Here is a 21,236-nt window from a genome sequence, read left to right on the forward strand (position 1 = left end):
CCACCGTTCCGGACGGGGGGCCGAGGACACCGATGCCGATCACGTCGCGCATGACGGTCGCCGGACGCCGATCCCGGTCAGCGCGCGTAACGCGGTGCGAGCAGAGGCTGGCCCGGGGTGACGGCCGACCCCGACAGGTGGTTGAGCTCGCGGATGTCCGCGACGACCTGGGCGACCGGGGCGTCGGGCACAGAGCGCGCCGCCAGCGCGCTCAGCGACTCACCGCCCCGCACGTGCACGACGCTGCTGCCCACCACGGCCGGCTCGGCGTGGTCGGTGAGGACGGATCCGCCGACGACGACCGCGAACACCGCGACCGCCAGGGCCAGCCCGGCGATGATCGCCGCGCCCCACCCGACACGCGCGGTGCGGACGCTGCCACCCCGCCCCGACCCGGTGCGGCACTCGGTGCCGACGACCGCCGGTCGGGCGGTGCGTGCGGTCGCGGGGCGGCTCGCACCCGGCCGTCGCACCGAGGGGTCGAGGGGGTGACGGCGGTCCGTGCGCGTCACCGACTCCGCACGAGGACGCGGCTCCGGGTGTGGACGCGACACGGCGCGGACGACGCGGCGGGGAGCAGAGGTGGGGGTGGCGCCGGGTGCCATGAGGGTCGGGCTCATCGCGGACTCCTTCTCGATCAGGCGTTCGAAAGAACGTGTGTTCGAGTTCTATCACGCGGCTCCGACAAGGTCGACACGCCGTCGAACAAATGTTTGAAAGTCGTGACCCGGTCCACTACCGTCGCTCGTACGAACAGGACAGATGCCCCGGTACGTCGCGTGCAGCCCGCCGCCCCGCACCGGGTCCCTACGGAGAGGACACCGTGTCCGACACGACCATCACCCCCGGGGGCCCCACCGCCCCTCTCGTCGAGGCCGAGCTCACCGCGCGGCAGCTGGAGGTGCTGCGGGTGATCCGGGCCTCGGTGCGCGAGCGGGGATACCCGCCGAGCATCCGGGAGATCGGTGACGCCGTCGGTCTCACGTCGACGTCCTCGGTGGCGCACCAGCTGCGCACACTGGAACGCAAGGGCTTCCTCAAGCGCGACCACAACCGCCCCCGCGCGGTGAACGTCCAGGAGAACGATCCGGGTGACGGCGGCGACGGCGGCGCGAACCCGTTGCCCACCCCGACCTTCGTGCCGGTGCTGGGCAGGATCGCGGCCGGCGGCCCGATCCTGGCCGAGGAGGCCGTCGAGGACGTCTTCCCCCTCCCCCGAGAGCTCGTCGGCGACGGCGCGCTCTTCCTGCTGCGGGTCGTCGGCGAGTCCATGATCGACGTCGCCATCTGCGACGGGGACTGGGTGGTGGTCCGTCAGCAGAACGTCGCCGACAACGGCGACATCGTGGCCGCGATGATCGACGGCGAGGCCACGGTCAAGACCTTCAAGCGGGCCGACGGCCACGTCTGGCTGATGCCGCACAACCCTCTCTTCGACCCGATCCCCGGTGACGACGCCGCGATCCTGGGCAAGGTCGTCACGGTGATGCGCCGCATCTGACCCGAGCTCGTGTCACACTCTGCACCGCCGACGGCATCCGGTCGTCGCGCGGACAGATCGGACACGTGATGCCCCTCGGACGCTCCTCGGTCGCGCCGCTTCCTCTCGACGGTGCTGTCGTCCTCATCACCGGCGCCGCCGGCGGGATCGGTCGTGCCACGGCTCGGGCACTGCACGACCGGGGAGCCCGGGTGGTCCTCGTCGACCTCGACGCCGCCGCGGTGGCGGATGCCGCCCGAGGGATGTCGGCCGACCGGGTCCTCACCCGCGCCGCGGATGTCACCGATCGCGCCAACCTCGATTCCGCGGTCGCCGACGCCCTCGACCGCTGGGGGCGGGTGGACGTGGCGTTCGCGAACGCGGGCATCTCCAGCGGTGACACCGCGGACACCATCGCAAGCGTCGCCGACGGCACTTTCGAGAGGGTCGTCGCGGTCAACCTGACCGGCGTGTGGAACACCGTGCGCGCCGCACTCCCCTCGATCATCGAGGCACGCGGACACGTCCTGGTCACGTCCTCGACCTACGCCTACCTCAACGGGATGGTGAACGCGCCCTACGCCGCCACCAAGGCCGCCGTCGAGCAGATCGGGCGGGCACTGCGCGTCGAGCTCCGCCGCCACGACGCGAGCGCCGGGGTCCTGTACCCCGGGTGGGTCCGCACGCCGATCGCGGACGTGGCGTTCGGGAAGGACGCACTGGCGACCGATCTCGTCGCCCGGGCCTTCCCGTCGCCGTTCCGCCGCCCGATCGACCCCGACCGGGTCGGCCGCGCGGTCGCCGCGGGCATCGAGCGGCGGTCGGCGCGGATACAGGTCCCGCGTCGATGGATCCCGGTCTCGACGATGCGCGGCATCGTCAACCCCATCTCGGACGCGGCACTGGCCTCCGACGCCCGGTTGGCGGCACTGGTCGGGCAGGTCGAAGCCCGGTCGGGCCGGATGGGTCCGCCGCGCGTCTGACCGGTCGGATCAGGCGTGCAGGGCGGCGGTGGCCGCTGCGCGCGCGTCCGCGGGGTCCGCGGTCGCCAGGACGGCATCGGCCGCCGCCCGACAGGCCGCCAGGGTGACCCCGCCGACAGCCGCACCGACAGCCGCGGCCGCGGCAGGGGCACTCGACAGCGAGGTGACACCCATCCCGACGAGCACGCACGCGAGCAGTGGGTCGGCCGCGGCCTCCCCGCAGACCCCGACGGGTTTGCCCGCCACCGCCCCCGCGGATGCGACCGTGTTGATGAGCGCGAGGACGGCCGGCTGCCAGGGGTCGGTGAGGGTCGCGAGATCGGCCGACATCCGGTCGGCGGCCATCGTGTACTGCGTGAGGTCGTTGGTGCCGATCGACACGAAGTCGACCTCGGCGAGGATGGCCGGCGCCAACAGCGCCGCCGACGGCACCTCGATCATCACGCCGGCGACCAGACCGCGGTCTCGGACGGCCGCGGCGAAGCCCCGCGCCTCGGCGGCGGTCGCGACCATCGGCGCCATCACCCACGGGGTGGTACCCGACTGGCGTGCGGCCGCGGCGATCGCGTCGAGCTGATGCTCGAGGAGTTCCGGGTGGGCGGTCGCGACGCGCAGTCCACGCACGCCGAGAGCGGGGTTCGCCTCCGCGCCCGCGTCGACGAACGCCAACGGCTTGTCGGACCCGGCGTCGAGCGTGCGGATCACGATCTTCGCGGGCTCGGCGGAGCCGGAGAACGCCTCGATGACCTCCCGGTACAGGGTGGTCTGCTCGTCCAGGGACGGCTCCGATGCCCGGTCGAGGAAGGCGAGTTCGGTGCGGAACAGGCCGATCCCCGCGACCGGGTGGTCGGTGGCCGACCTCGCCGACGCGCCGTCCTGCACGTTGGCGAGGATCGCGACCTCCTTCCCGTCGGCCGTCCGCCCGGGGCCCGCCCACCGGGCGACCTCCGCGGCGGCGTGCCGTGAGCGCTGGACCTCCGCGTCCGCCACTGCCGGGTCGGGGGCGATCGTGATGCGACCCGTGGCACCGTCCACCATCACCGGCGTCCCGGCCGCGACGGCCTCGAGCCCGTGCACCGCGACGATGCACGGGATGCCCAGCTGGCGGGCGATGATCGCGGTGTGGCTGGTCGGTCCGCCCAAGCGGGTGACCAACGCGGTGACCACGGCGGGATCCAGTCCGGAGGTGTCTGCGGGCGCGAGGTCGTCGGCGCAGAGCACGACGGGGTGATCCGGCAGCGAGATCCCCGGCTCGGGCTCGCCGGCGAGCTCGGCGAGGACGCGGTCGCGGACATCGTGGAGATCGGTGACCCGCTCGGCCATGAGCCCACCGAGCTTGGTGAACACGGCCGCGAACTGTTCGGTCGCGGCGACGGCGGCGTTCGGCGCGGGTGCGCCGGCGCGGATCTCCTTCTGCGCGGCACCCACCCATCCACGGTCCTCGGCGAGCGCCGCGGTCGCCGACAGCACCTCCGAGGCGACTCCGGTCGCCGCCGACGCCCGGGATCGCAGCCGGTCGGCGACAGCGGTCGCGGCGCGGGAGAACCGCTCGCACTCGGCCTCGACGTCGGCGGGTGGTGTACCCGGCCCGGGGAGGGCGGGACGGGCGCCCGGCCACATCACCGGTGCGTGCGCGACACCCGCGACGACGGGCGTGCCCACGAGAACGGCCTGGTCGGTGGCGATGTGCGCGGTCATGGAGTTCCACCTCTGGTCTGTGCGTCCGATCCCTGGCGACCGACTGCTGTGACTCAAATTACAAGAAATGCTTGACTTGTCAACACAGTCAAGCGTAAACAGAAACGAACCAACATCCAGACCCACGGAAATCCACATCCGGACGACGGGTCGAGACGACAGGAGCCGCGGTGTACGCCGAGGAACGACAGCAGGCCATCGCCGATCAGGTGATCAGCCGGGGTCGGGCGTCGGTGACGGCGCTCGCGGAGGAGTTCGCCGTCACCAGCGAGACCGTCCGCCGCGATCTCGCTGCTCTCGAGCGTGCGGGCTACCTGCGGCGGGTCCACGGCGGAGCGGTGACGGTCGACGCCGTACGCAGCGGCGAACTCGACGTCACCGCCCGTGCCGGGGCGCACCCGGACGAGAAGCTGCGGATCGGCACCGCCGCGTGCCGCTTCGTCCCGTCCGACGGGGGGAGCCTCGTCATCGACGCCGGGACGACGACGATCGCCGCCGCGGCCCGACTCCCCCGGGACCGGTCGCTGACCGTCTTCACCAACTCACTGTCGGTGGCCTCGACGGTCGCCGACCACCCCGGCACCGATCTCCACTTCCTCGGGGGCCGCATCCGCGGCATCACCCAGGCGGCGGTCGGTCCGGCTCCACTGGCCGCGCTCGGCGCCCTCCGGGTCGACGTCGCGTTCATCGGGACCAACGGCCTCACCGAGGGACACGGCCTGTCGACCCCGGACATCGAGGAGGCCGCGGTGAAGTCGGCGATGATCGCTGCCGCCCACCGCGTCGTCCTGGTGGCCGACTCCTCCAAGATCGGTCACGAGGACCTCACCCGCTTCGCCGACGTCGACGAGGTCGACGTCCTCATCACCGACGAGGGCATCGATCCCGCCCTCTCGGCACGACTGTCCGCCCGCGGCGTCGAGGTCGTGATCGCATGATCGTCACCGTCACGGCCAACCCCAGCCTCGACCGCACGATCGTCCTGCCCGGCCCGCTCGATCGCGGGGCCGTCGTGCGGGCGATCGGTGCGCGGAGCGAGCCGGGCGGCAAGGGCATCAACGTCTCCCGCGTCGCCCAGGTCGCCGGCGTGCCCACCGTCGCCCTCCTGCCCGCCCCCTCCGGCGATCCGCTGCTCGTCGCCCTCGACGCCGTCGGCCTGCACTACCGGACCGTCGCGACGGCCGACGAGGTGCGCAGCAACATCACCGTCACCGAACCCGACGGCACGACCACGAAGCTGAACCTCCCCGGGACGACACTCGACGCCGGTCAGATCGACGCGTTCGCCGCGCTCATCCTGGCGGCGTCCGCCGGCGCCGAGTGGGTCGCACTCTGCGGGTCACTGCCCCCGGGCGTCCCAGCGGACTTCTACCGCCAGGTCGCGGCGTCCCTCGCGGGCTCGGGATGCCGGGTCGCCGTCGACACCTCCGGCGCGCCCCTCGCGGCGCTGCTGCCCGCGGTGGCCGACGGCTCGGTCCACCTCATCAAGCCCAACACCGAGGAGCTGTGCGAGATCACCGGCGGAGACGTCGCCCATCTCGACGGGTCGGCCGCGGCGGGGGACTTCTCCCCCACCCTCGAGGCCGCGCGGTCGGTGATCGGCTCGGGTGACTGCGTCGTCCTGGCCACCCTCGGTGCGGCCGGCGCCATGGTGGTCACCGCCGACGGCGCATGGCAGGCGACACCGCCCCCGATCACCCCCGTCAGCACCGTCGGGGCCGGGGACGCGACCCTGGCCGGTTACCTGCTCGCGTCGATCGCCGGCGCAGCACCCGCCGAGGCCCTGCGCGCAGCGGTCGCCCACGGATCCGCCGCGGCCGCGCTGCCCGGAACCCAGCCACCCAGACCCGGGGATCTCGCACCGCACGCGGTGCGGGTGAGCGAGGTGTCCACACCATTCGTCTGACACCACCGACCGCCGAGACCCCCGACGGTCGAGCATCCAGTCCCACCGACACACACCATCAGTCACCGACGACCAGAAGAGGCGACATGTCCACCACCCACAGCGATCCGGCCGCACCGGATTCCGGCTCGCAGCCGGTGTCGATCATCGAGGCCGCGACCGTCGCGCTCGACGTCGACGCCGGTACCGACACCACCGCGGTCATCACCCATCTCGCGGGCCTGCTCGTGAACACGGGCCGCGCCACCGAGGCCGACGGCCTCGTCGCGGCCGCCCTCGCCCGCGAGGCGCAGTCCCCGACCGGCCTGCCCGGCGGGATCGCGATCCCCCATTGCCGCACCGAGGGTGTGAACCGCGCGAGCCTCGCGTTCGCACGTCTCGCCCCGAAGGTCGACTTCGGTGCCTCCGACGGTCCGGCCGACATCGTCTTCCTCATCGCCGCACCCGCGTCGGGCGGCTCGGAGCACATGAAGCTGCTCAGCTCCCTCGCGCGGGCCCTCGTCCGCCCCGACTTCGTCGCGTCGTTGCGGGCCGCGCCCGACGCCGCCACCGTCGTCGCCCTCGTCGGCGAGGTGGTCGCGCCCGCACCGGCCGCGGGGACCTCCACCTCCACCGCCGCCGCCGCGCCGGCCGCCACCGCACCGGCCGGTGTCGAGCCGGCCGGATCCGCCACCGGCGGGAAGCGCGTGTCGATCGTCGCGATCACGGCATGCCCCACCGGCATCGCCCACACCTACATGGCCGCCGACGCGCTGACCTACGCGGCGCAGCGCGCCGACGTCGACTTCGTCGTCGAGACGCAGGGGTCGTCGAAGTCGACCCCCGCGGACCCGTCGGTGGTCGCCGCCGCCGACGCCGTCATCTTCGCCACCGACGTGGGTGTCAAGGGCCGCGAGCGGTTCGCGGGCAAGCCCGTCGTCGAATCCGGCACCAAGCGGGCCATCAACGAGCCGGACGCGATGATCGCCGACGCGGTCGCCGCGGCCGGGAACCCCTCCGCCGCACGGGTGTCGGGTACGCCGGCCTCCGGTGGCGCCGCGACAGCGTCGACCAGCGAGCTCGGCTGGGGCGTCCGGCTGCGTCAGATCCTGCTCACCGGCGTGAGCTACATGATCCCGTTCGTCGCCGCCGGCGGCCTCCTCATCGCCCTGGGCTTCCTGCTCGGTGGATACGAGATGGCGCTCAAGCCCAACGGCGCCACCGATCCCCTGGGTGCGACGATCGCGCTGAGCAACAGCCTGACCAACCTGCCCTCGGGCGGGTTCGCCCAGTACCTCGGCGGGGTGTTCTTCGAGATCGGCTCGCTCGCGTTCTTCTTCCTGGTCCCCGCCCTGGCCGGCTACATCGCGTTCGCCATCGCCGACCGTCCCGGTCTCGCACCGGGTTTCACCGCCGGCTACATCGCCTCGACGGTCGGTGCCGGCTTCATCGGCGGTCTCGTCGGTGGTCTGATCGCGGGCTTCGTCGCGCTGTACATCGGTCGGATCCCGCTGCCGCAGTGGGCCCGTGGGCTCATGCCGGTCGTGATCATCCCGCTGCTGGCCACGCTCGTCACCGGTGCGCTGATGTTCATGGTCCTCGGCCGCCCGCTCGCCTGGGTCACCACCGAACTGCAGGACGCGCTGTCGAACATGACCGGCAGCTCGGTCATCATCCTGGGCATCATCCTCGGTCTCATGATGTGCTTCGACCTCGGTGGCCCGGTCAACAAGGCCGCCTACGCGTTCGCCGTCCAGGGTCTGGCCGTCGGCGCCGCCCCCGACCTGCGGATCATGGCCACCGTCATGGCCGCGGGCATGGTCCCGCCGCTCGCGATGGCTCTCGCCACCCTCGTCCGCCCGAAGCTCTTCACCGAGCCCGAGCGCGAGAACGGCAAGGCCGCGTGGCTGCTCGGGGCGTCGTTCATCTCCGAGGGGGCCATCCCGTTCGCCGCGGCCGATCCCCTGCGGGTCATCCCCTCGATGATGGCCGGCGGCGCCGTCACCGGCGCGCTGACGATGGCGTTCGACGTCGGCCTGCGCGCCCCCCACGGCGGCATCTTCGTGTTCTTCGCGATGAGCAACGTCCTCGGGTTCCTGATCGCGCTCGCCGCGGGCACCGTGGTGGCCGCAGCGATCGTGGTCGCGCTCAAGGAGATGCGCACCCGCTCCACCAAGACCGCGGTGGCGGCTCCCACCACGGCCGCCGCGCCCGTGGCAGCCTGACCGACATCCGTCACACCCCCACCACCTGAAGGAACTCCGCAGATGCCCAGCACCACCATCGCCGTCGGCTCCGCCGTCGGTCTGCACGCCCGCCCCGCCACGATCATCGCCGAGGCCGTCGCGGCCGCCGGATCGCCCGTCACGCTCGCCGTCGAGGGCGGGGAACCCGTGGACGCCGGTTCCGCGCTGATGATCATGACCCTCGGCGCCGAGAAGGGGACGCAGGTCGTCGTCACCGCCGACGACCAGCCGACGCTGGACTCGATCGCCGAACTGGTCGCCAAGGACCTCGACGCCGAGTAGGTCCACCCGACGACGACAGCGGCCCCCGGGGAATTCCCGGGGGCCGCTGTCGTCAACTGCTGTCGTGGGGCTGGTGTCGGTGGCCGATCACACGGCGAGGGTGGACAACTCACCCGCGAGCGCGGCGGGCACCCGTACCCGCAGGCGCGTCCCGTCCGCCACGTGCTCGGTCTCGAGCACATCGCCGTGGGCGTGGATCCGCGACACCAGATCGCCTCGCGAGTACGGCACGAGGATCGTCATGTCCACGTCGTCGCGGCCGGCCACGTCACGCACCCGGGTGAACAACTCGGGCAGGCCCTCGCCGGTCGTCGCGGACACGAACACCGCGTCCGGGAACTCACCGCGCAGGGTGGTCAGGACGACGGGGTCGGCGGCGTCGATCTTGTTGATCACCAGGATCTCCGGCGGCGCGGACGCGTCCTCGTCGGCGACGACGTCGGCGATGACCTTGCGCACCGTCGAGATCTGGTTCATCGGCATGGGGTCGGACGCGTCGACCACGTGCAGGACGACGTCGGCGTCGACGACCTCCTCGAGGGTGGACCGGAACGCCTCCACCAGCTGCGTGGGCAGGTGACGGACGAACCCGACCGTGTCGGTGAACGTCACCTCGCGACCGTCGTCGAGAGTCGCGCGGCGGGTGGTCGGGTCGAGGGTCGCGAACAGCGCGTCCTGCACCAGCACACCGGAACCCGTCATCGCGTTGATCAGACTCGACTTCCCGGCGTTGGTGTAACCGGCGATCGTGATCGTCGGGACCACCGACTGCCGGCGACGCGTCCGACTGACGGTGCGCGCGGTCTTCATCTCCCGGATCTCCCGGCGCAGCTTGGCCATCCGCTCACGGATGCGGCGACGGTCGGTCTCGATCTTCGTCTCACCCGGACCACGCAGGCCCACACCACCGTTGCTCCCCGCCCGGCCACCGGCCTGGCGCGACATCGACTCACCCCAGCCGCGCAGACGCGGGAGCATGTACTCCATCTGCGCGAGGGCGACCTGCGCCTTGCCCTCCCGGGACGTCGCGTGCTGGGCGAAGATGTCGAGGATCAGCGCGGTGCGGTCGATGACCTTCACCTTGACGACCTTCTCGAGCGCGGTGAGCTGCGCCGGGGTGAGTTCACCGTCGCAGATGACGGTGTCCGCTCCGGTGGCGATGACCACCTCGCGCAACTCGTGGGCCTTGCCCGATCCGATGTACGTCGCGGGGTCGGGCCGGTCGCGTCGCTGGATGACGCCCTCGAGGACCTCGGACCCCGCCGTCTCGGCGAGTGCCGCGAGCTCGCTCATTCGGCTGTTCGCGGCCTGCTGTGAGCCCTCCGTCCACACCCCGACGAGCACGACGCGCTCGAGGCGCAGCTGCCGGTACTCGACCTCGGTGACGTCGTCGAGCTCGGTGGACAGACCGGGGACGCGCTGCAGCGACGTGCGTTCGTCGAGCTGGAGCTCACCGGTGGTGGGGGTCCGACGCGGCGTCCACGCCGCCGGGCGGGCGGCCGCGGCGTCGTCGGTGTCCTGGCCGTCGGTGTCGATCCCGGGGTCAGTGTCTGCGGTGGGGTCGGCGTAGGCCAGACCCTGGTGTTCGGTGAAGAAGGTGGTCTCCTCGGTGGGTGTGTCCGCCGCGAGGTCGTCGCGGTCGGGGTACGGCTGGTCGTCGGGTACGGGCGTCGCCATCAGTGATCTCACACGGCCGGGGTCGTGTGCATCCCTTTTTCCTCGGCGACGGGGGCGGGCTCCGGTCGGGTGACGGTCCCGATCGCGACGATGCGTGACGGACCGCGCAGTGTCGCGCCATCCTCGGTGACCGTGACGGTCACGGTGCCTCCGGGTATGTGAACGTCGAGGGTGCCCGTCGGCTTCCCGTCGTGGGCGAGCAACGACGCCGCCGCCGCCGCGACGGTGCCCGTCCCGCAGCTGCGCGTCTCCCCGACCCCGCGCTCGAGCACCCGCATGTGGATCGCCCCGTCCTCGACCGGGGTCAGGATCTCGATGTTGACCCCGTGGGGGAAGAGGTCACGATCGAACTCCGCGCCGTCGGAGAAGTCGATGTCGCGCAGGGTGTCCGGGGTGAGGTCGTCGACGACGCAGGCCAGGTGGGGGTTGCCGACATCCACCGCGACGCCCTCGAGCGTGCGGCCCAGGGTCGCCGGGCTGCGGTCACCGACGGTGACCGGACCCATCTCGACGGTGACGTCGGCGGAGTGGGCGTCAGCGGAGTGCACATGCACCCGACGACCGCCCGCGCGACTGCCGACGACGAACTCGGGGCCGTCGACGAGTCCCGCGGCGACGAGGTGGTGGGCGAAGACGCGGACGCCGTTGCCGCACATCTCGGCGATCGACCCGTCGGCGTTGCGGTAGTCCATGAACCAGTCGTCGGTGGCGACACCCGCCGGGATCTCGTCGAGGACCCCGGCGATGCACAGGGCGTCGGTGCGGGCGACCCGCAGCAGTCCGTCACCGCCGATCCCGGCGCGGCGATCGCAGAGCGCCGCGACGAGCTGCGGCGTGAGGTCCAGCTGTGCCCGATGGTCCGGGAGCAGCACGAAGTCGTTCTCTGTCCCGTGGCCCTTGACGAACGGGAGCTCGGTGTCGACGCCGTGTGAGCTCATCACCCCAGCGTAAACGTCCGCGGTCGTGCCATCGGGTCGAGTGGGATCACACCGGGTCCACGAGCGTGCACACCGCGTCGGCCAGGTCGGTCCGGCCCGCGTCGAACCAGTGCAGGCGGGGGTCGCGCCGGAACCAGGAGCGCTGTCGTCGGACGTAGCGTCTGGTGCCGACGAAGGTCGACTCGACCGCCGTCGCGATGTCGGACACGCCGTCGAGGACATCGAGGGCCTGCGCGTAGCCGATGGCCCGCGATGCGGTCCTCCCCTCACGCAGCCCCTGGTCGACCAGGCCGGACACCTCGTCGACGAGGCCTCGCGCGAACATCGCCTCGGTGCGTGCGCGCAGCCTGTCGTCGAGGTCTGCGGTCTCCCGGTCGAGCGCGACGATCACGGTCGACCAGCGCGGCTCACCGATGGTCGGCGCCGACGCCGCGAACGGGCGACCGGTGAGTTCGACCACCTCGATCGCCCGGACGATCCGCCGGCCGTCGGTGGGGAGGATCGACGCGCCCGCGGCCGGGTCGATCTCGGCGAGCCGCCGGTGCATCGCGGCGACACCCTGGGCGTCGAGTTCCGCCTCGAGCCGTGATCGCACCGCGTCGTCGGTGGCGGGGAACGTCCAGTCGTCGAGGAGGGACTGGATGTACATCATCGACCCGCCCACGATGACCGGGCGTCGGCCGCGGTCGAGGACGTCCTCGACGTCGGCGCCCGCGGCGGCCTGGTACCGCGCGACCGTCGCGATCTCGGTGACGTCGAGGACGTCGAGCTGGTGATGCGGCACACCCCGCCGCTCCGACGGGGGGACCTTCGCGGTGCCGATGTCCATCCCGCGGTACTGCTGCATGGCGTCGATGTTGATGATCTCGCCGTCGCACCGCTGCGCGACGTCGAGGGCGAGGTCGGACTTCCCGGTGCCCGTGGGGCCGATCACGGCGATCGGTGTCGGGCGCCCGCTCACCGCGGGTGCCACAACGCCGCGTGGTACCCGACCCCGAACGGCGCTCCGCGATAGAACGACTCACCGACGGGCTCGTCGGGGCGCGCCGCCCGCCAGGTGAGCGCCGCGACGCGCAGCGCGGCACGACCGGTCAGGCCGACGCCCGCACACTCGGCGGCGTCGAGTTCCAGGAGGGCGTCGAGGTCGGCCGCCGCGATCGCGTCGTCGACGATCGCCTGCACCGCGGGCGCCCCCTCCACGAACCCCCCGGGTGCGCGCGGTGTCAGCGAGGTCGACCCGTCCGCCACGACGAGCATCCCGACGGGTTCGTCGTCGGCGGTGACGATCCGGGCGATCTCCCCTGCCAGCGTCCGCAACCGGTCGTCGTCGGCGTCGGCGGCCACCACGTACGGGCTCACCGCGATCCCGGGTGCCACGTCCCCGCGGAGCCACGCCGCAGCGAGGATCGCGGTCGGCATGGCGTCCTCGATCCCCTCGGGGACCTGCCCCGGACTCAACCGCACCCGCACGTCCACCCCGAAGCCCAGATACGTCCCCTGCGTAGGGATCTGGTCGGGTCCGGTCACACCCGGCGGCCCCGGCGCGACGCCGGGGTCATGGGGGTCGGCCACCCCCACGGCGACCCAGCGGACGGGGGCGACCTCGGCGAGGCGGGAGACGGTCCGGAGGGTGCCGGTGCGGACAGGCTGCACGTCGTCGTCGCGGGGACCGGTGAGCGCGGGGACGAGCAACGGCGACCCGGGCACGAGGGCGACGGCGGCGAGCACGTCCGCACACGCTACCGGCGGGGGGCCGACCGCGGCCCGTGCGCAGGTCCGACGACTGCGCACGAAACCGGACGGCACCTGTTTGAATGGTCCCCACGCCGCGCCCGACCGCGCGGGGACGCCGCGGGACGCGGCACGAGGAACGGCGGCCGTGACGCGCGGCAGGGACGAGGGACGAGACCGATGAGCGATCACGTGGAGCAGACGCCACACGATCCCGGCGTGACCGACGCGCCCGCGCCGGCCGGCGACGAGGCCCGCGCCGACGCCGGTGGACAGACCGGGGTCGTCGACCCGATCACCCCCGCACCCACGCCCCCGGCCTCCCCACCGGCAGCGACCGCTCCACCCGCCCCCGGCCCCAGGCCGGGTCCCCGCCCGGGCCCCCGTCCCGGGCCACGCCCGTCACCCGCACCGCGATCGGGACCCGTGCCCGTCGTCGAGCACGTGCGGCCGGCGTCGGATCCGTCGGCATTCGGCCGCGTCGACGACGACGGCACGGTCTGGCTGATCGAGGGCGACGACGCGCGGATCATCGGGTCCTGGCAGGCGGGGACCCCCGCGGAGGGCCTCGCGCACTACGGGCGCCGCTTCGACGACCTGGCCACCGAGATCGAGTTGCTGGAGGAGCGCCTGACCGCCGGCACCGGCGATCCGCGCAAGACGAAGACGTCGGCGGTGGCGCTGCTGGACACGCTGCCCGAGGCCGCGGTCATCGGTGACGTCGCGGGGCTGCGTACCCGGCTGACGGCGATCGTCGAGGGTGCCGACACCGTCGCCGTCGAACGCAACCGGGCACGCGACGCCGCGCGCACGGCGGCGATCGCCCGCAAGGAGGAACTGTGCGCGGAGGCCGAGACGATCGGCGCCGAGAGCACCCAGTGGAAGCACGCCGGGGACCGGCTGCGGGCCATCCTCGACGAGTGGAAGACGATCAAGGGCGTCGACCGCAAGACCGATGACGTGTTGTGGCGGCGGTACGCGAAGGCCCGTGACGCCTTCAACCGCCGCCGGGGCGCCCACTTCGCCGAGCTGGATCGCGACCGCGCGGGTGCCCGAGCCCGCAAGGAGGAGATCATCGCCGAGGCGGAGACCCTCGCGAATTCCACCGACTGGGGGCCGACCGCGGGTCGGTTCCGCGACCTGCTGGCCGAGTGGAAGGCCGCCGGACGCGCGCCGCGCGACTCCGACGACGCCCTCTGGGATCGCTTCAAGGCCGCCCAGGACGTGTTCTTCGCCGCCCGCAACGCCGCTCAGTCCGAACGGGACGAGGAGTTCGGCGCCAACGCCGACGCGAAGCAGGCCCTGCTCGACGAGGCCGAGAAGACGATCGACCCCGCGGGCGACCTCGACGCCGCCCGCCGGGCGTTCCGTGACATCCGCGAACGGTGGGATGCGATCGGCAAGGTGCCGCGGGATCGGATGCAGCCCCTCGAGCGCGGTATACGGGCGATCGAGAAGCGGGTCCGCGACGCCGAGGAGACCCACTGGCAGCGCACCGACCCCGAGGTCGCCGCACGGGCCGAGCAGTTCCGGTCGCGGGTGGCCCAGCTCGAGGATCAGGCCGAGAAGGCCGCGGCCCGGGGCAAGGACAAGGACGCCGCGGACCTCCGGGCACAGGCCCAGCAGTGGCGGGAGTGGGCCGCCGCCGCCGACAACGCCGTCGGCGGTCGCTGACGACTCAGGTGTGACCGGCCCCGGCCCATCGGAACCCGAACCCGGGCTCCCGAACCGCGGCTCTCAGGCCGGGTCCTGCTCCTGCCCGGCGTCGGACCCGGGACCCTCACCGTGCGACGGCGACGTGTCGCCCGCGTCGGATCGGCGGGCGGCGGCGCGCTGCAGCGAGCGCGCACGATCCTCGGCCGCCGCGGCGTCGTCGCGTCGCTGCGCCTCCAGCGCGAGGTGGTAGGACGTGCGCGCCCAGACCACCCGCGCCCAGTGGAACGTGATGACGATGAGCGCCAGCCACCCCAGGACGAGGCCGGGACCGACGCCGTGCGGTGGTGCGATGCCGTTCACGCCGGGCGTGTTGCGGGACCACCAGGCGAGCATGCCCGCGATGCACCCGACGGCGCTGCCGCACAGGGCCACGAAGGCCAGCACCCAGCGTCGCGTGACCAGCGCGAGCATCGAGAAGCCGATCCCGAAGATCACCAACAGGTAGAGGAAGACCCGCGAGACGATCGTGACACGCTCGGCGGAGGAGGTGCTGGAGAAGGTGAGCACGTCGATCCCGTTCGCGGAGCCGGTGTGCGGCAGCACGATCGCGACCATCGCGACCAGGACCGCCGCGGCGACGACGACCGCCCGCGCGCCCGGTTCGATCTCCCCGGCGATGCGTTGTTCCGCGCGGCGCAGGTCTCCCTCGAGGTGTTCCAGACCCGTCGGGGTCGGTTCCTGACTGCTCGTCATCACGCACATCCTTCCGAACACGACACGGCCACACGGTCCCGGACTGCGGTGTCCCCCGCGTCGGGCGCACCGATGGACGGGATACCCAGGCCCACACCGACCGGCGGGGTCGTCGGGGTGCGGCCCGCTGCCCAGGCATCACCGGCGCGGGTGCGGCGATGCGACGTCACGGGGACGTCGGCGACGAGGTGGTGGGGTGCGGCCGCGGTGACGACGGTCTCGACGACATCGCCGGCCCGGACCGTGTCGCGGTCACCGATGAAGTGGACGAGCCTGCCGTCGCGTGCGCGCCCGGTCAGGCGACCCGTCGACGCGCCCTTGCGACCCGTCTCCGCCATGGCCAGCACCTCGACCGCGGTACCGACGAGGCGCTCGTTCTCCCGGAGGCAGATCGCGTCCTGCAGTGCGGTCAGTCGGAGGTAGCGCTCACGGACGACGTCGGGCGGGACCTGGTCGGGCATGTCAGCCGCAGGTGTTCCCGGACGCGGCGAGTACTGGAACGTGAACGCGGAGCTGAACCGGGCACGCTCGACGAGGTCGAGGGTCGCGGCGAAGTCCTCCTCGGTCTCGCCGGGGAACCCGACGATGATGTCGGTGGTGATCGCGGCGTGCGGCATGGCGTCGCGGACCTCGTCGAGGATGGACAGGAACCGCTCGCGCCGGTAGCTGCGACGCATGGCGCGCAGGATGCGGTCGGATCCCGACTGCAACGGCATGTGCAGCTGTGGACACACCGACGGCGTCTGGGCCATCGCGTCGATGACGTCGGAGCGGAACTCGGCCGGATGGGGTGAGGTGAACCGCAGACGCTCCAGTCCGTCCACGGATCCGACCGTGCGCAGGAGGTCGGCGAAGGCCGACCGGTCACGGGGAATGTCGGGGTCGGCGAACGACATCCCGTAGGCGTTGACGTTCTGGCCGAGGAGGGTGATCTCGACGACGCCCTGGTCGACGAGGGCCTGCACCTCGGCGAGCACGTCCTCGGGGCGACGGTCGACCTCTTTCCCGCGCAGCGACGGGACGATGCAGAACGTGCAGGTGTTGTTGCAGCCCACCGAGATCGACACCCAGCCGGCGTACGACGACTCGCGACGGGCGGGCAACGTCGAGGGGAACGCACTGAGCGACTCCTCGATCTCGACCTGTGCGACCTCGTTGTGGCGGGCGCGCTCGAGCAGTGCGGGCAGGGACCCGAGGTTGTGCGTGCCGAACACGACGTCGACCCAGGGGGCGCGGTCGACGACGGCCGACCGGTCCTTCTGCGCCAGACACCCGCCCACCGCGATCTGCATGCCGGGTCGGTCGGCCTTGACCGGCGCCAGGTGCGAGAGGTTGCCGTACAGCTTGTTGTCGGCGTTCTCGCGCACCGCGCACGTGTTGAACACGACGAGGTCCGCGTCGTCGCCGTCGGCGGCGCGTTCGTATCCCGCGTCCTCCAACACGCCGCGGATGCGTTCGGAGTCGTGGACGTTCATCTGACACCCGTAGGTGCGCACCTGATAGCGGCGCGGCGCGGTGCCGACGTGTGTCGAGGGGTGGGTGACCGGGGCGTTCATCGGTCTCCAGGGTACGTCGACCACCGCCGGTCCCCGTAGTCGCCGCCGGCGCCCCGACGCGCTCCTCGGCGCGTGAAGAACCGGCGGACGGGACACCGCAACAGTAAGGTCCTCTTTACCCATCGGCAGACCCCGCCGAGGGCGAGCACCGTCGAACAGCGAGGTTGCACTCTCATGACCGTTTCGCAGACCGGCCCGGCGACACCGGCCACCGGGCAGGCGCCACCGATGATCTCCCTGCGGGGTGTCGAGAAGTACTTCGGCGACCTGCACGTCCTCGACGGGATCGACCTCGAGATCCCGGCCGGCCAGGTCGTCGTGGTGCTCGGACCGTCCGGATCGGGCAAGTCCACCCTCTGCCGCACGATCAACCGTCTCGAGCCTGTCGACTCCGGTGAGATCCGCGTCGACGGGACGCTGCTGCCGTCGGAGGGCAAGGACCTCGCGCGCCTGCGGACCGACGTCGGCATGGTGTTCCAGTCGTTCAACCTCTTCGCGCACAAGACGATCCTCGACAACATCACCCTCGCCCCCATCAAGGTGCGCAAGAAGTCGAAGGCCCAGGCGCGGGAACACGCCGAGCAGCTCCTCGAGCGGGTGGGCATCGCCGCCCAGAAGGACAAGTACCCCGCACAGCTCTCCGGCGGACAGCAGCAGCGTGCCGCGATCGCGCGCTCGCTGGCGATGGAGCCGAAGGCGATGCTGTTCGACGAGCCGACCTCCGCCCTCGACCCCGAGATGGTCAACGAGGTGCTCGACGTCATGGTGTCGTTGGCCCGCGAGGGCATGACGATGGTGGTCGTCACCCACGAGATGGGGTTCGCGCGGCGCGCCGCCGACCGCGTGGTGTTCATGGCCGACGGCGCGATCGTCGAGGACACCGACCCCGACACCTTCTTCACCGCGCCGAAGTCCGACCGGGCCAAGGACTTCCTCGGCAAGATCCTGGGCCACTGATGCGCGGGACCCCCCGACGCAGATCGCTGCGTGCCCCGCTCGTCGTGGCGGTCGCGATCGCCGTGTGTGCCGCCACGCTGACCGCCTGCGGCAACACCAATCCCCGCGACCTCGTCGGTTCCATCCGCGAGGGGTCGGTGATCCTGGGCACCAAGTACGACCAGCCGGGGCTCGGTCTGCGCGAGCCCGACAAGGACTTCACCGGCTTCGACACCCTGGTGTCGCGGTACGTCGTCGACTCGATCGCGCGCAGCATGGGCGTGCACTCCCCCAAGATCACCTGGCGGGAGACCCCGTCCGCGCAGCGCGAGACGCTCATCGAGAACGGCGAGGTCGACATGATCGCCGCGACGTACTCGATCAACGCCGCCCGGTCCAAGCGCGTCGCGTTCGCCGGGCCCTACCTGGTCAACTACCAGGGCCTGCTGGTCCGCCGCGACGACACCGGGATCACGACGCTGACCGACCTCGACAAGGGCAAGAAGCTCTGTTCTGTCACCGGCTCGACACCGGCACAGAACGTCAAGGCCCAGCTGCCCAGAGTCCAGTTGCAGGAGTACGACTCGTACTCCGGATGCGTGGAGGCCTTGCGGCAGAGCAAGGTCGACGCCCTCACCACCGATGAGGTGATCCTGGCCGGCTTCGCCGACTTCGACATCTACCGGGGCGATTTCCGCGTCGTCGACATGACCTATCCCAAGGACGCCTGCACCACCTCCTCGGGCAAGAAGGTCCTGCGCAAGAAGGGCACGCCGTTCTCCACCGAGCGCTACGGGATCGGCATGGCGAAGAACTACCCGAAGTCGGTGGCGGCGGTGAACACCGCACTGACGGCGATGCTGGCCCCCGACTCCTCGGGCTCGTCGCCGTGGGAACGGGCCCTGCGCGAGTCGATCGGTGACACCGAGGTCGACAAGCTGATGTCGCGCGCGGATCGCCCGGACTCGCCGTTCACGTTCACCCCGAAGCCCGGTGACCTGTCCTTCCTCGACTCGACGTCGACGCCGTGCCCGGCGGGTCTGTCGTGAACGAACTCTGGTTGGACATGGGTCCCCAGCTGTGGCCCGCGTACTGGACGACGATCAAGCTGACGTTCTACGCCGCCATCGGGTCGCTGGTGTGGGGCACGATCCTCGCCGGCCTCCGGGTCTCCCCCGTCCCCGTGATGCGGGTGTTCGGGACCGCGTACGTGACCATCGTGCGCAACACCCCGCTGACCCTGATCATCATCTTCTGCTCGATCGGGCTCTACCAGAACCTCGGCCTGACGTTGGCGCCGGAGAACGCGAACTTCGTCGACAACAACAACTTCTGGCTCGCGGTCCTCGGCTTCGTGCTCTACACGTCGACGTTCGTGTGCGAGACGCTGCGGTCGGGGTTCAACACGGTCCCCATGGGTCAGGCGGAGGCGGCGCGGTCGCTCGGGTTGGGCTTCGGACGGGTCTTCGGACTGGTCGTCCTCCCCCAGGCGGCGCGATCGGTGATCGGGCCGATGGGCAGCGTGCTCATCGCGTTGACGAAGAACACCACCATCGCCTCGGCGATCGGTGTGGCCGAGGCGTCGCTGCTCATGAAGGAGCAGATCGAGAACCACGCCGACCAGATCATCGCCATCTTCGCGATCATCGCCGTCGGATTCATGATCATCACGCTGGCCGAGGGTTTCGTGTTCGGCCGGCTGGCTCGACGATTGGCGGTCCGACGATGAGCGGCGCGACGGTTCTCTACGACGTCCCCGGGCCGAGGGCACGCCGGCGCAACGCCCTGATCGCGGTGGTGTTCGGATTGATCCTCGCCGCCGTCGTGGCGTTCGTCCTCGTGACCCTCGCCGGCAACGACCAGCTGACGGCCCAGAAGTGGAAGCCGTTCGTCACAGCGACCACCTGGACGACCTATCTCCTGCCCGGGCTCTGGGGCACCCTCAAGGCCGCCGCACTGTCGATCGTGTTCGCGCTCGTGCTCGGCGGTGTCCTCGGTGTGGGGCGACTCTCCGAACACCGATGGGTCCGCATGGTCGCCGGGGCCGTCGTCGAGACGTTCCGCTCCATCCCGGTGCTGATCCTGATGATCTTCGCGTACTACCTGTACGCGGAGTACGCGGTGTTCCCGTCCCTGCAGCTGTCGTTCGCGGCCGTGGTGACCGGCCTGACGCTGTACAACGGGTCGGTCATCGCGGAGATCATCCGCTCGGGGATCCTCTCGCTGCCGTCGGGCCAGTCGGAGGCGTCGCAGGCCCTCGGTCTGCGGCCCGGTCAGACGATGCGGCTGATACTGCTGCCGCAGGCGGTCACGGCCATGCTCCCCGCGCTGATCTCGCAGATGGTCATCGCCCTCAAGGACAGCGCCCTGGGCTATGCGATCGGCTACATCGAGGTCGTGCGGTCGGGCATCCAGTCCGCGTCGTTCTACGGCAACTACCTGCCGGCGCTGGTGATCGTGGCGATCGTCATGATCCTGATCAACTCCGGCCTCTCCTTCACGGCGACCCGGGTGGAGCAGCGCATCCGCACGGGTCGACGCAAGGAGACCGTCATGACCGCCGACGCCACGGGCAGCGCTCAGGCCGCCTGACCTCCGTCCCGTGGTCGGGCGGTCAGCACACGGGGACCGTCGTCGGTGACGGCGATCGTGTGTTCGCTGTGGGCCGTCCTGGAACCGTCCGCGGCGCGGAGGGTCCAGCCGTCCTCGTCCACGACGAGGTCGGGTGCGCCGCGTGACCACCACGGCTCCAACGCCAGCGTCATGCCGGGGCGCAGGCGCAGACCCTTCCCGGGGCGACCGCGGTTGGACACGTGGGGGTCCTCGTGCATGGTGCGGCCGAGTCCGTGACCGCCGAAGTCGGTGTTGACCCGGTAGCCCCCGGCGTCGGCGACCGCCCCGATCGCCGCTGACACGTCGCCGAGCCGGTTGCCGGGTACCGCCGCGGCGATACCCGCGTCGAGAGCGCGTCGCGTCGAATCGACGAGGGCCACGTCGGCGGGATCCGCGGGATCCCCGACGACGACGGTGACCGCCGAGTCCGCCACCCACCCGTCCACGGAGATCGCGAGGTCGAGGGAGAGCACGTCACCGTCTCCGAGGACCTGGTGACGCGGGCGGCCGTGCAGGACGGCGTCGTTCGGCGACAGGCAGATGACGTTGCGGAAAGGCCCACGCCCGAACGAGGGCGCGTAGTCCCAGTAGCAGGATCGCCCACCGGCATCGGCGAGGAGGTCCCGGGCGGCCGACTCCAGGGTCATCAGGTCGACGCCCGGCACGGCCTCTGCGGTCAGCGTGTGCAGCATCTGCGCGACCACCTTGCCCGTGACCGCCATGGCGTCGATCTCGCCTGCTGTCTTCAGTTCGATCACCACGTACCCCGTCCGTCGTCACGCATTCGGTATTTCTATACCGG

At 71.7% G+C, this 21,236-nt stretch carries 20 protein-coding genes; 11 read left to right on the forward strand and 9 right to left on the reverse strand.

What is annotated here, in order from left to right; all coding sequences use genetic code 11:
* Nucleotides 1-77: 77 nt before the first annotated feature.
* Nucleotides 78-620, reverse strand: a complete 543-nt coding sequence (locus LX14_RS15905) for a LysM peptidoglycan-binding domain-containing protein (RefSeq protein ID WP_253648309.1) — start codon at nucleotides 618-620, stop codon at nucleotides 78-80.
* A gap of 203 nt (nucleotides 621-823) precedes the next feature.
* Here LX14_RS15905 and lexA point away from each other — a divergent pair, with 203 nt between their 5' ends.
* Both lexA and LX14_RS15915 read left to right on the forward strand, forming a co-directional pair.
* Entirely contained in the window at nucleotides 824-1,501 is a 678-nt protein-coding gene (gene lexA / locus LX14_RS15910) for a transcriptional repressor LexA (RefSeq protein WP_253648310.1), read from the forward strand.
* Nucleotides 1,502-1,569: 68 nt separating this feature from the next.
* Nucleotides 1,570-2,463, forward strand: a complete 894-nt coding sequence (locus LX14_RS15915) for an SDR family NAD(P)-dependent oxidoreductase (RefSeq protein WP_253648311.1) — start codon at nucleotides 1,570-1,572, stop codon at nucleotides 2,461-2,463.
* Between the two features lie 9 nt (nucleotides 2,464-2,472).
* On the opposite strand, the gene LX14_RS15920 is transcribed toward LX14_RS15915, so the two are convergent.
* Nucleotides 2,473-4,161, reverse strand: coding sequence for a putative PEP-binding protein (locus LX14_RS15920; protein WP_253648312.1), 1,689 nt, complete (start codon nucleotides 4,159-4,161; stop codon nucleotides 2,473-2,475).
* Between the two features lie 170 nt (nucleotides 4,162-4,331).
* Between LX14_RS15920 and LX14_RS15925 the strand changes: the two genes are divergently transcribed.
* The 4 genes from LX14_RS15925 to LX14_RS15940 all read left to right on the forward strand — a co-directional run bounded on the left by LX14_RS15925 (nucleotide 4,332) and on the right by LX14_RS15940 (nucleotide 8,574).
* Entirely contained in the window at nucleotides 4,332-5,099 is a 768-nt protein-coding gene (locus tag LX14_RS15925; RefSeq protein WP_253648313.1) for a DeoR/GlpR family DNA-binding transcription regulator, read from the forward strand.
* Nucleotides 5,096-6,067 carry a 1-phosphofructokinase family hexose kinase gene (locus LX14_RS15930; RefSeq protein ID WP_253648314.1) on the forward strand — a complete coding sequence of 324 codons (972 nt, stop codon included), beginning with the start codon at nucleotides 5,096-5,098 and terminating at the stop codon, nucleotides 6,065-6,067. Before LX14_RS15925 ends, LX14_RS15930 begins: the two co-directional genes overlap by 4 nt.
* 86 nt (nucleotides 6,068-6,153) lie before the next feature.
* Nucleotides 6,154-8,271 (forward strand): PTS fructose transporter subunit IIABC, encoded by a 2,118-nt coding sequence (locus tag LX14_RS15935; RefSeq protein ID WP_253648315.1) that lies wholly within the window; start codon nucleotides 6,154-6,156, stop codon nucleotides 8,269-8,271.
* 42 nt (nucleotides 8,272-8,313) lie between these two features.
* Nucleotides 8,314-8,574 (forward strand): HPr family phosphocarrier protein, encoded by a 261-nt coding sequence (locus LX14_RS15940; protein ID WP_253648316.1) that lies wholly within the window; start codon nucleotides 8,314-8,316, stop codon nucleotides 8,572-8,574.
* A gap of 87 nt (nucleotides 8,575-8,661) precedes the next feature.
* Here LX14_RS15940 and hflX read toward each other — a convergent pair whose 3' ends face one another.
* Genes hflX through LX14_RS15960 form a run of 4 tightly spaced genes read right to left on the reverse strand, consistent with a single transcriptional unit; the run spans nucleotide 8,662 to nucleotide 12,917 of the window.
* On the reverse strand, nucleotides 8,662-10,251 hold the full coding sequence (hflX, locus tag LX14_RS15945) for a GTPase HflX (RefSeq protein WP_253648317.1): 1,590 nt from the start codon (nucleotides 10,249-10,251) through the stop codon (nucleotides 8,662-8,664).
* Nucleotides 10,252-10,259: 8 nt separating this feature from the next.
* Nucleotides 10,260-11,189 carry a diaminopimelate epimerase gene (gene dapF, locus LX14_RS15950; RefSeq protein WP_253648318.1) on the reverse strand — a complete coding sequence of 310 codons (930 nt, stop codon included), beginning with the start codon at nucleotides 11,187-11,189 and terminating at the stop codon, nucleotides 10,260-10,262.
* 46 nt (nucleotides 11,190-11,235) lie between these two features.
* Nucleotides 11,236-12,150, reverse strand: a complete 915-nt coding sequence (miaA, locus tag LX14_RS15955; RefSeq protein ID WP_253648319.1) for a tRNA (adenosine(37)-N6)-dimethylallyltransferase MiaA — start codon at nucleotides 12,148-12,150, stop codon at nucleotides 11,236-11,238.
* Complete coding sequence (locus LX14_RS15960) at nucleotides 12,147-12,917, reverse strand: class III extradiol ring-cleavage dioxygenase family protein (RefSeq protein ID WP_253648320.1); 771 nt, start codon at nucleotides 12,915-12,917, stop codon at nucleotides 12,147-12,149. The genes miaA and LX14_RS15960 overlap by 4 nt, the downstream gene beginning before the upstream one ends.
* Before the next feature lie 183 nt (nucleotides 12,918-13,100).
* On the opposite strand from LX14_RS15960, the gene LX14_RS15965 reads away from it, so the two are divergent.
* Complete coding sequence (locus LX14_RS15965; RefSeq protein ID WP_253648321.1) at nucleotides 13,101-14,594, forward strand: DUF349 domain-containing protein; 1,494 nt, start codon at nucleotides 13,101-13,103, stop codon at nucleotides 14,592-14,594.
* 63 nt (nucleotides 14,595-14,657) lie between these two features.
* Here the strand turns inward: LX14_RS15965 and LX14_RS15970 are convergent, their stop codons facing one another.
* Both LX14_RS15970 and miaB read right to left on the reverse strand, forming a co-directional pair.
* Nucleotides 14,658-15,329 (reverse strand): Rv2732c family membrane protein, encoded by a 672-nt coding sequence (locus tag LX14_RS15970; RefSeq protein WP_253648322.1) that lies wholly within the window; start codon nucleotides 15,327-15,329, stop codon nucleotides 14,658-14,660.
* Nucleotides 15,329-16,885: a tRNA (N6-isopentenyl adenosine(37)-C2)-methylthiotransferase MiaB gene (gene miaB / locus LX14_RS15975; protein WP_253648323.1), complete on the reverse strand. Its 1,557-nt coding sequence runs from the start codon at nucleotides 16,883-16,885 to the stop codon at nucleotides 15,329-15,331. The genes LX14_RS15970 and miaB overlap by 1 nt, the downstream gene beginning before the upstream one ends.
* A 228-nt stretch (nucleotides 16,886-17,113) precedes the next feature.
* Here miaB and LX14_RS15980 point away from each other — a divergent pair, with 228 nt between their 5' ends.
* From LX14_RS15980 to LX14_RS15995, 4 genes are read left to right on the forward strand one after another with little or no spacing between them, the layout of a single operon-like run.
* Nucleotides 17,114-17,842 carry an amino acid ABC transporter ATP-binding protein gene (locus LX14_RS15980; protein ID WP_253648573.1) on the forward strand — a complete coding sequence of 243 codons (729 nt, stop codon included), beginning with the start codon at nucleotides 17,114-17,116 and terminating at the stop codon, nucleotides 17,840-17,842.
* Entirely contained in the window at nucleotides 17,842-18,870 is a 1,029-nt protein-coding gene (locus LX14_RS15985) for a glutamate ABC transporter substrate-binding protein (RefSeq protein ID WP_253648324.1), read from the forward strand. The genes LX14_RS15980 and LX14_RS15985 overlap by 1 nt, the downstream gene beginning before the upstream one ends.
* Nucleotides 18,867-19,550, forward strand: a complete 684-nt coding sequence (locus tag LX14_RS15990) for an amino acid ABC transporter permease (RefSeq protein WP_253648325.1) — start codon at nucleotides 18,867-18,869, stop codon at nucleotides 19,548-19,550. The genes LX14_RS15985 and LX14_RS15990 overlap by 4 nt, the downstream gene beginning before the upstream one ends.
* Nucleotides 19,547-20,413 carry an amino acid ABC transporter permease gene (locus tag LX14_RS15995; RefSeq protein WP_253648326.1) on the forward strand — a complete coding sequence of 289 codons (867 nt, stop codon included), beginning with the start codon at nucleotides 19,547-19,549 and terminating at the stop codon, nucleotides 20,411-20,413. Before LX14_RS15990 ends, LX14_RS15995 begins: the two co-directional genes overlap by 4 nt.
* On the opposite strand, the gene map is transcribed toward LX14_RS15995, so the two are convergent.
* Nucleotides 20,401-21,192 (reverse strand): type I methionyl aminopeptidase, encoded by a 792-nt coding sequence (map, locus tag LX14_RS16000; RefSeq protein ID WP_253648574.1) that lies wholly within the window; start codon nucleotides 21,190-21,192, stop codon nucleotides 20,401-20,403. The two genes, LX14_RS15995 and map, sit on opposite strands and share 13 nt — an antisense overlap.
* Between the last annotated feature and the right edge of the window lie 44 nt (nucleotides 21,193-21,236).

Origin of the sequence: Williamsia deligens, assembly GCF_024171765.1 — a bacterium.
GTDB classification, from domain to species: Bacteria; Actinomycetota; Actinomycetes; order Mycobacteriales; family Mycobacteriaceae; genus Williamsia_A; species Williamsia_A deligens.

What these genes read in the sequence shown, in the direction of transcription:
- LX14_RS15905 (WP_253648309.1), bottom strand. Translation starts at nt 620, where the DNA reads ATGAGCCCGACCCTCATGGCACCCGGCGCCACCCCCACCTCTGCTCCC.
- LX14_RS15915 (WP_253648311.1), top strand. Translation starts at nt 1,570, where the DNA reads ATGCCCCTCGGACGCTCCTCGGTCGCGCCGCTTCCTCTCGACGGTGCT.
- LX14_RS15920 (WP_253648312.1), bottom strand. Translation starts at nt 4,161, where the DNA reads ATGACCGCGCACATCGCCACCGACCAGGCCGTTCTCGTGGGCACGCCC.
- LX14_RS15930 (WP_253648314.1), top strand. Translation starts at nt 5,096, where the DNA reads ATGATCGTCACCGTCACGGCCAACCCCAGCCTCGACCGCACGATCGTC.
- LX14_RS15935 (WP_253648315.1), top strand. Translation starts at nt 6,154, where the DNA reads ATGTCCACCACCCACAGCGATCCGGCCGCACCGGATTCCGGCTCGCAG.
- LX14_RS15940 (WP_253648316.1), top strand. Translation starts at nt 8,314, where the DNA reads ATGCCCAGCACCACCATCGCCGTCGGCTCCGCCGTCGGTCTGCACGCC.
- hflX (WP_253648317.1), bottom strand. Translation starts at nt 10,251, where the DNA reads ATGGCGACGCCCGTACCCGACGACCAGCCGTACCCCGACCGCGACGAC.
- dapF (WP_253648318.1), bottom strand. Translation starts at nt 11,189, where the DNA reads ATGAGCTCACACGGCGTCGACACCGAGCTCCCGTTCGTCAAGGGCCAC.
- LX14_RS15965 (WP_253648321.1), top strand. Translation starts at nt 13,101, where the DNA reads ATGAGCGATCACGTGGAGCAGACGCCACACGATCCCGGCGTGACCGAC.
- LX14_RS15970 (WP_253648322.1), bottom strand. Translation starts at nt 15,329, where the DNA reads ATGACGAGCAGTCAGGAACCGACCCCGACGGGTCTGGAACACCTCGAG.
- miaB (WP_253648323.1), bottom strand. Translation starts at nt 16,885, where the DNA reads ATGAACGCCCCGGTCACCCACCCCTCGACACACGTCGGCACCGCGCCG.
- LX14_RS15980 (WP_253648573.1), top strand. Translation starts at nt 17,114, where the DNA reads ATGATCTCCCTGCGGGGTGTCGAGAAGTACTTCGGCGACCTGCACGTC.
- LX14_RS15985 (WP_253648324.1), top strand. Translation starts at nt 17,842, where the DNA reads ATGCGCGGGACCCCCCGACGCAGATCGCTGCGTGCCCCGCTCGTCGTG.
- LX14_RS15995 (WP_253648326.1), top strand. Translation starts at nt 19,547, where the DNA reads ATGAGCGGCGCGACGGTTCTCTACGACGTCCCCGGGCCGAGGGCACGC.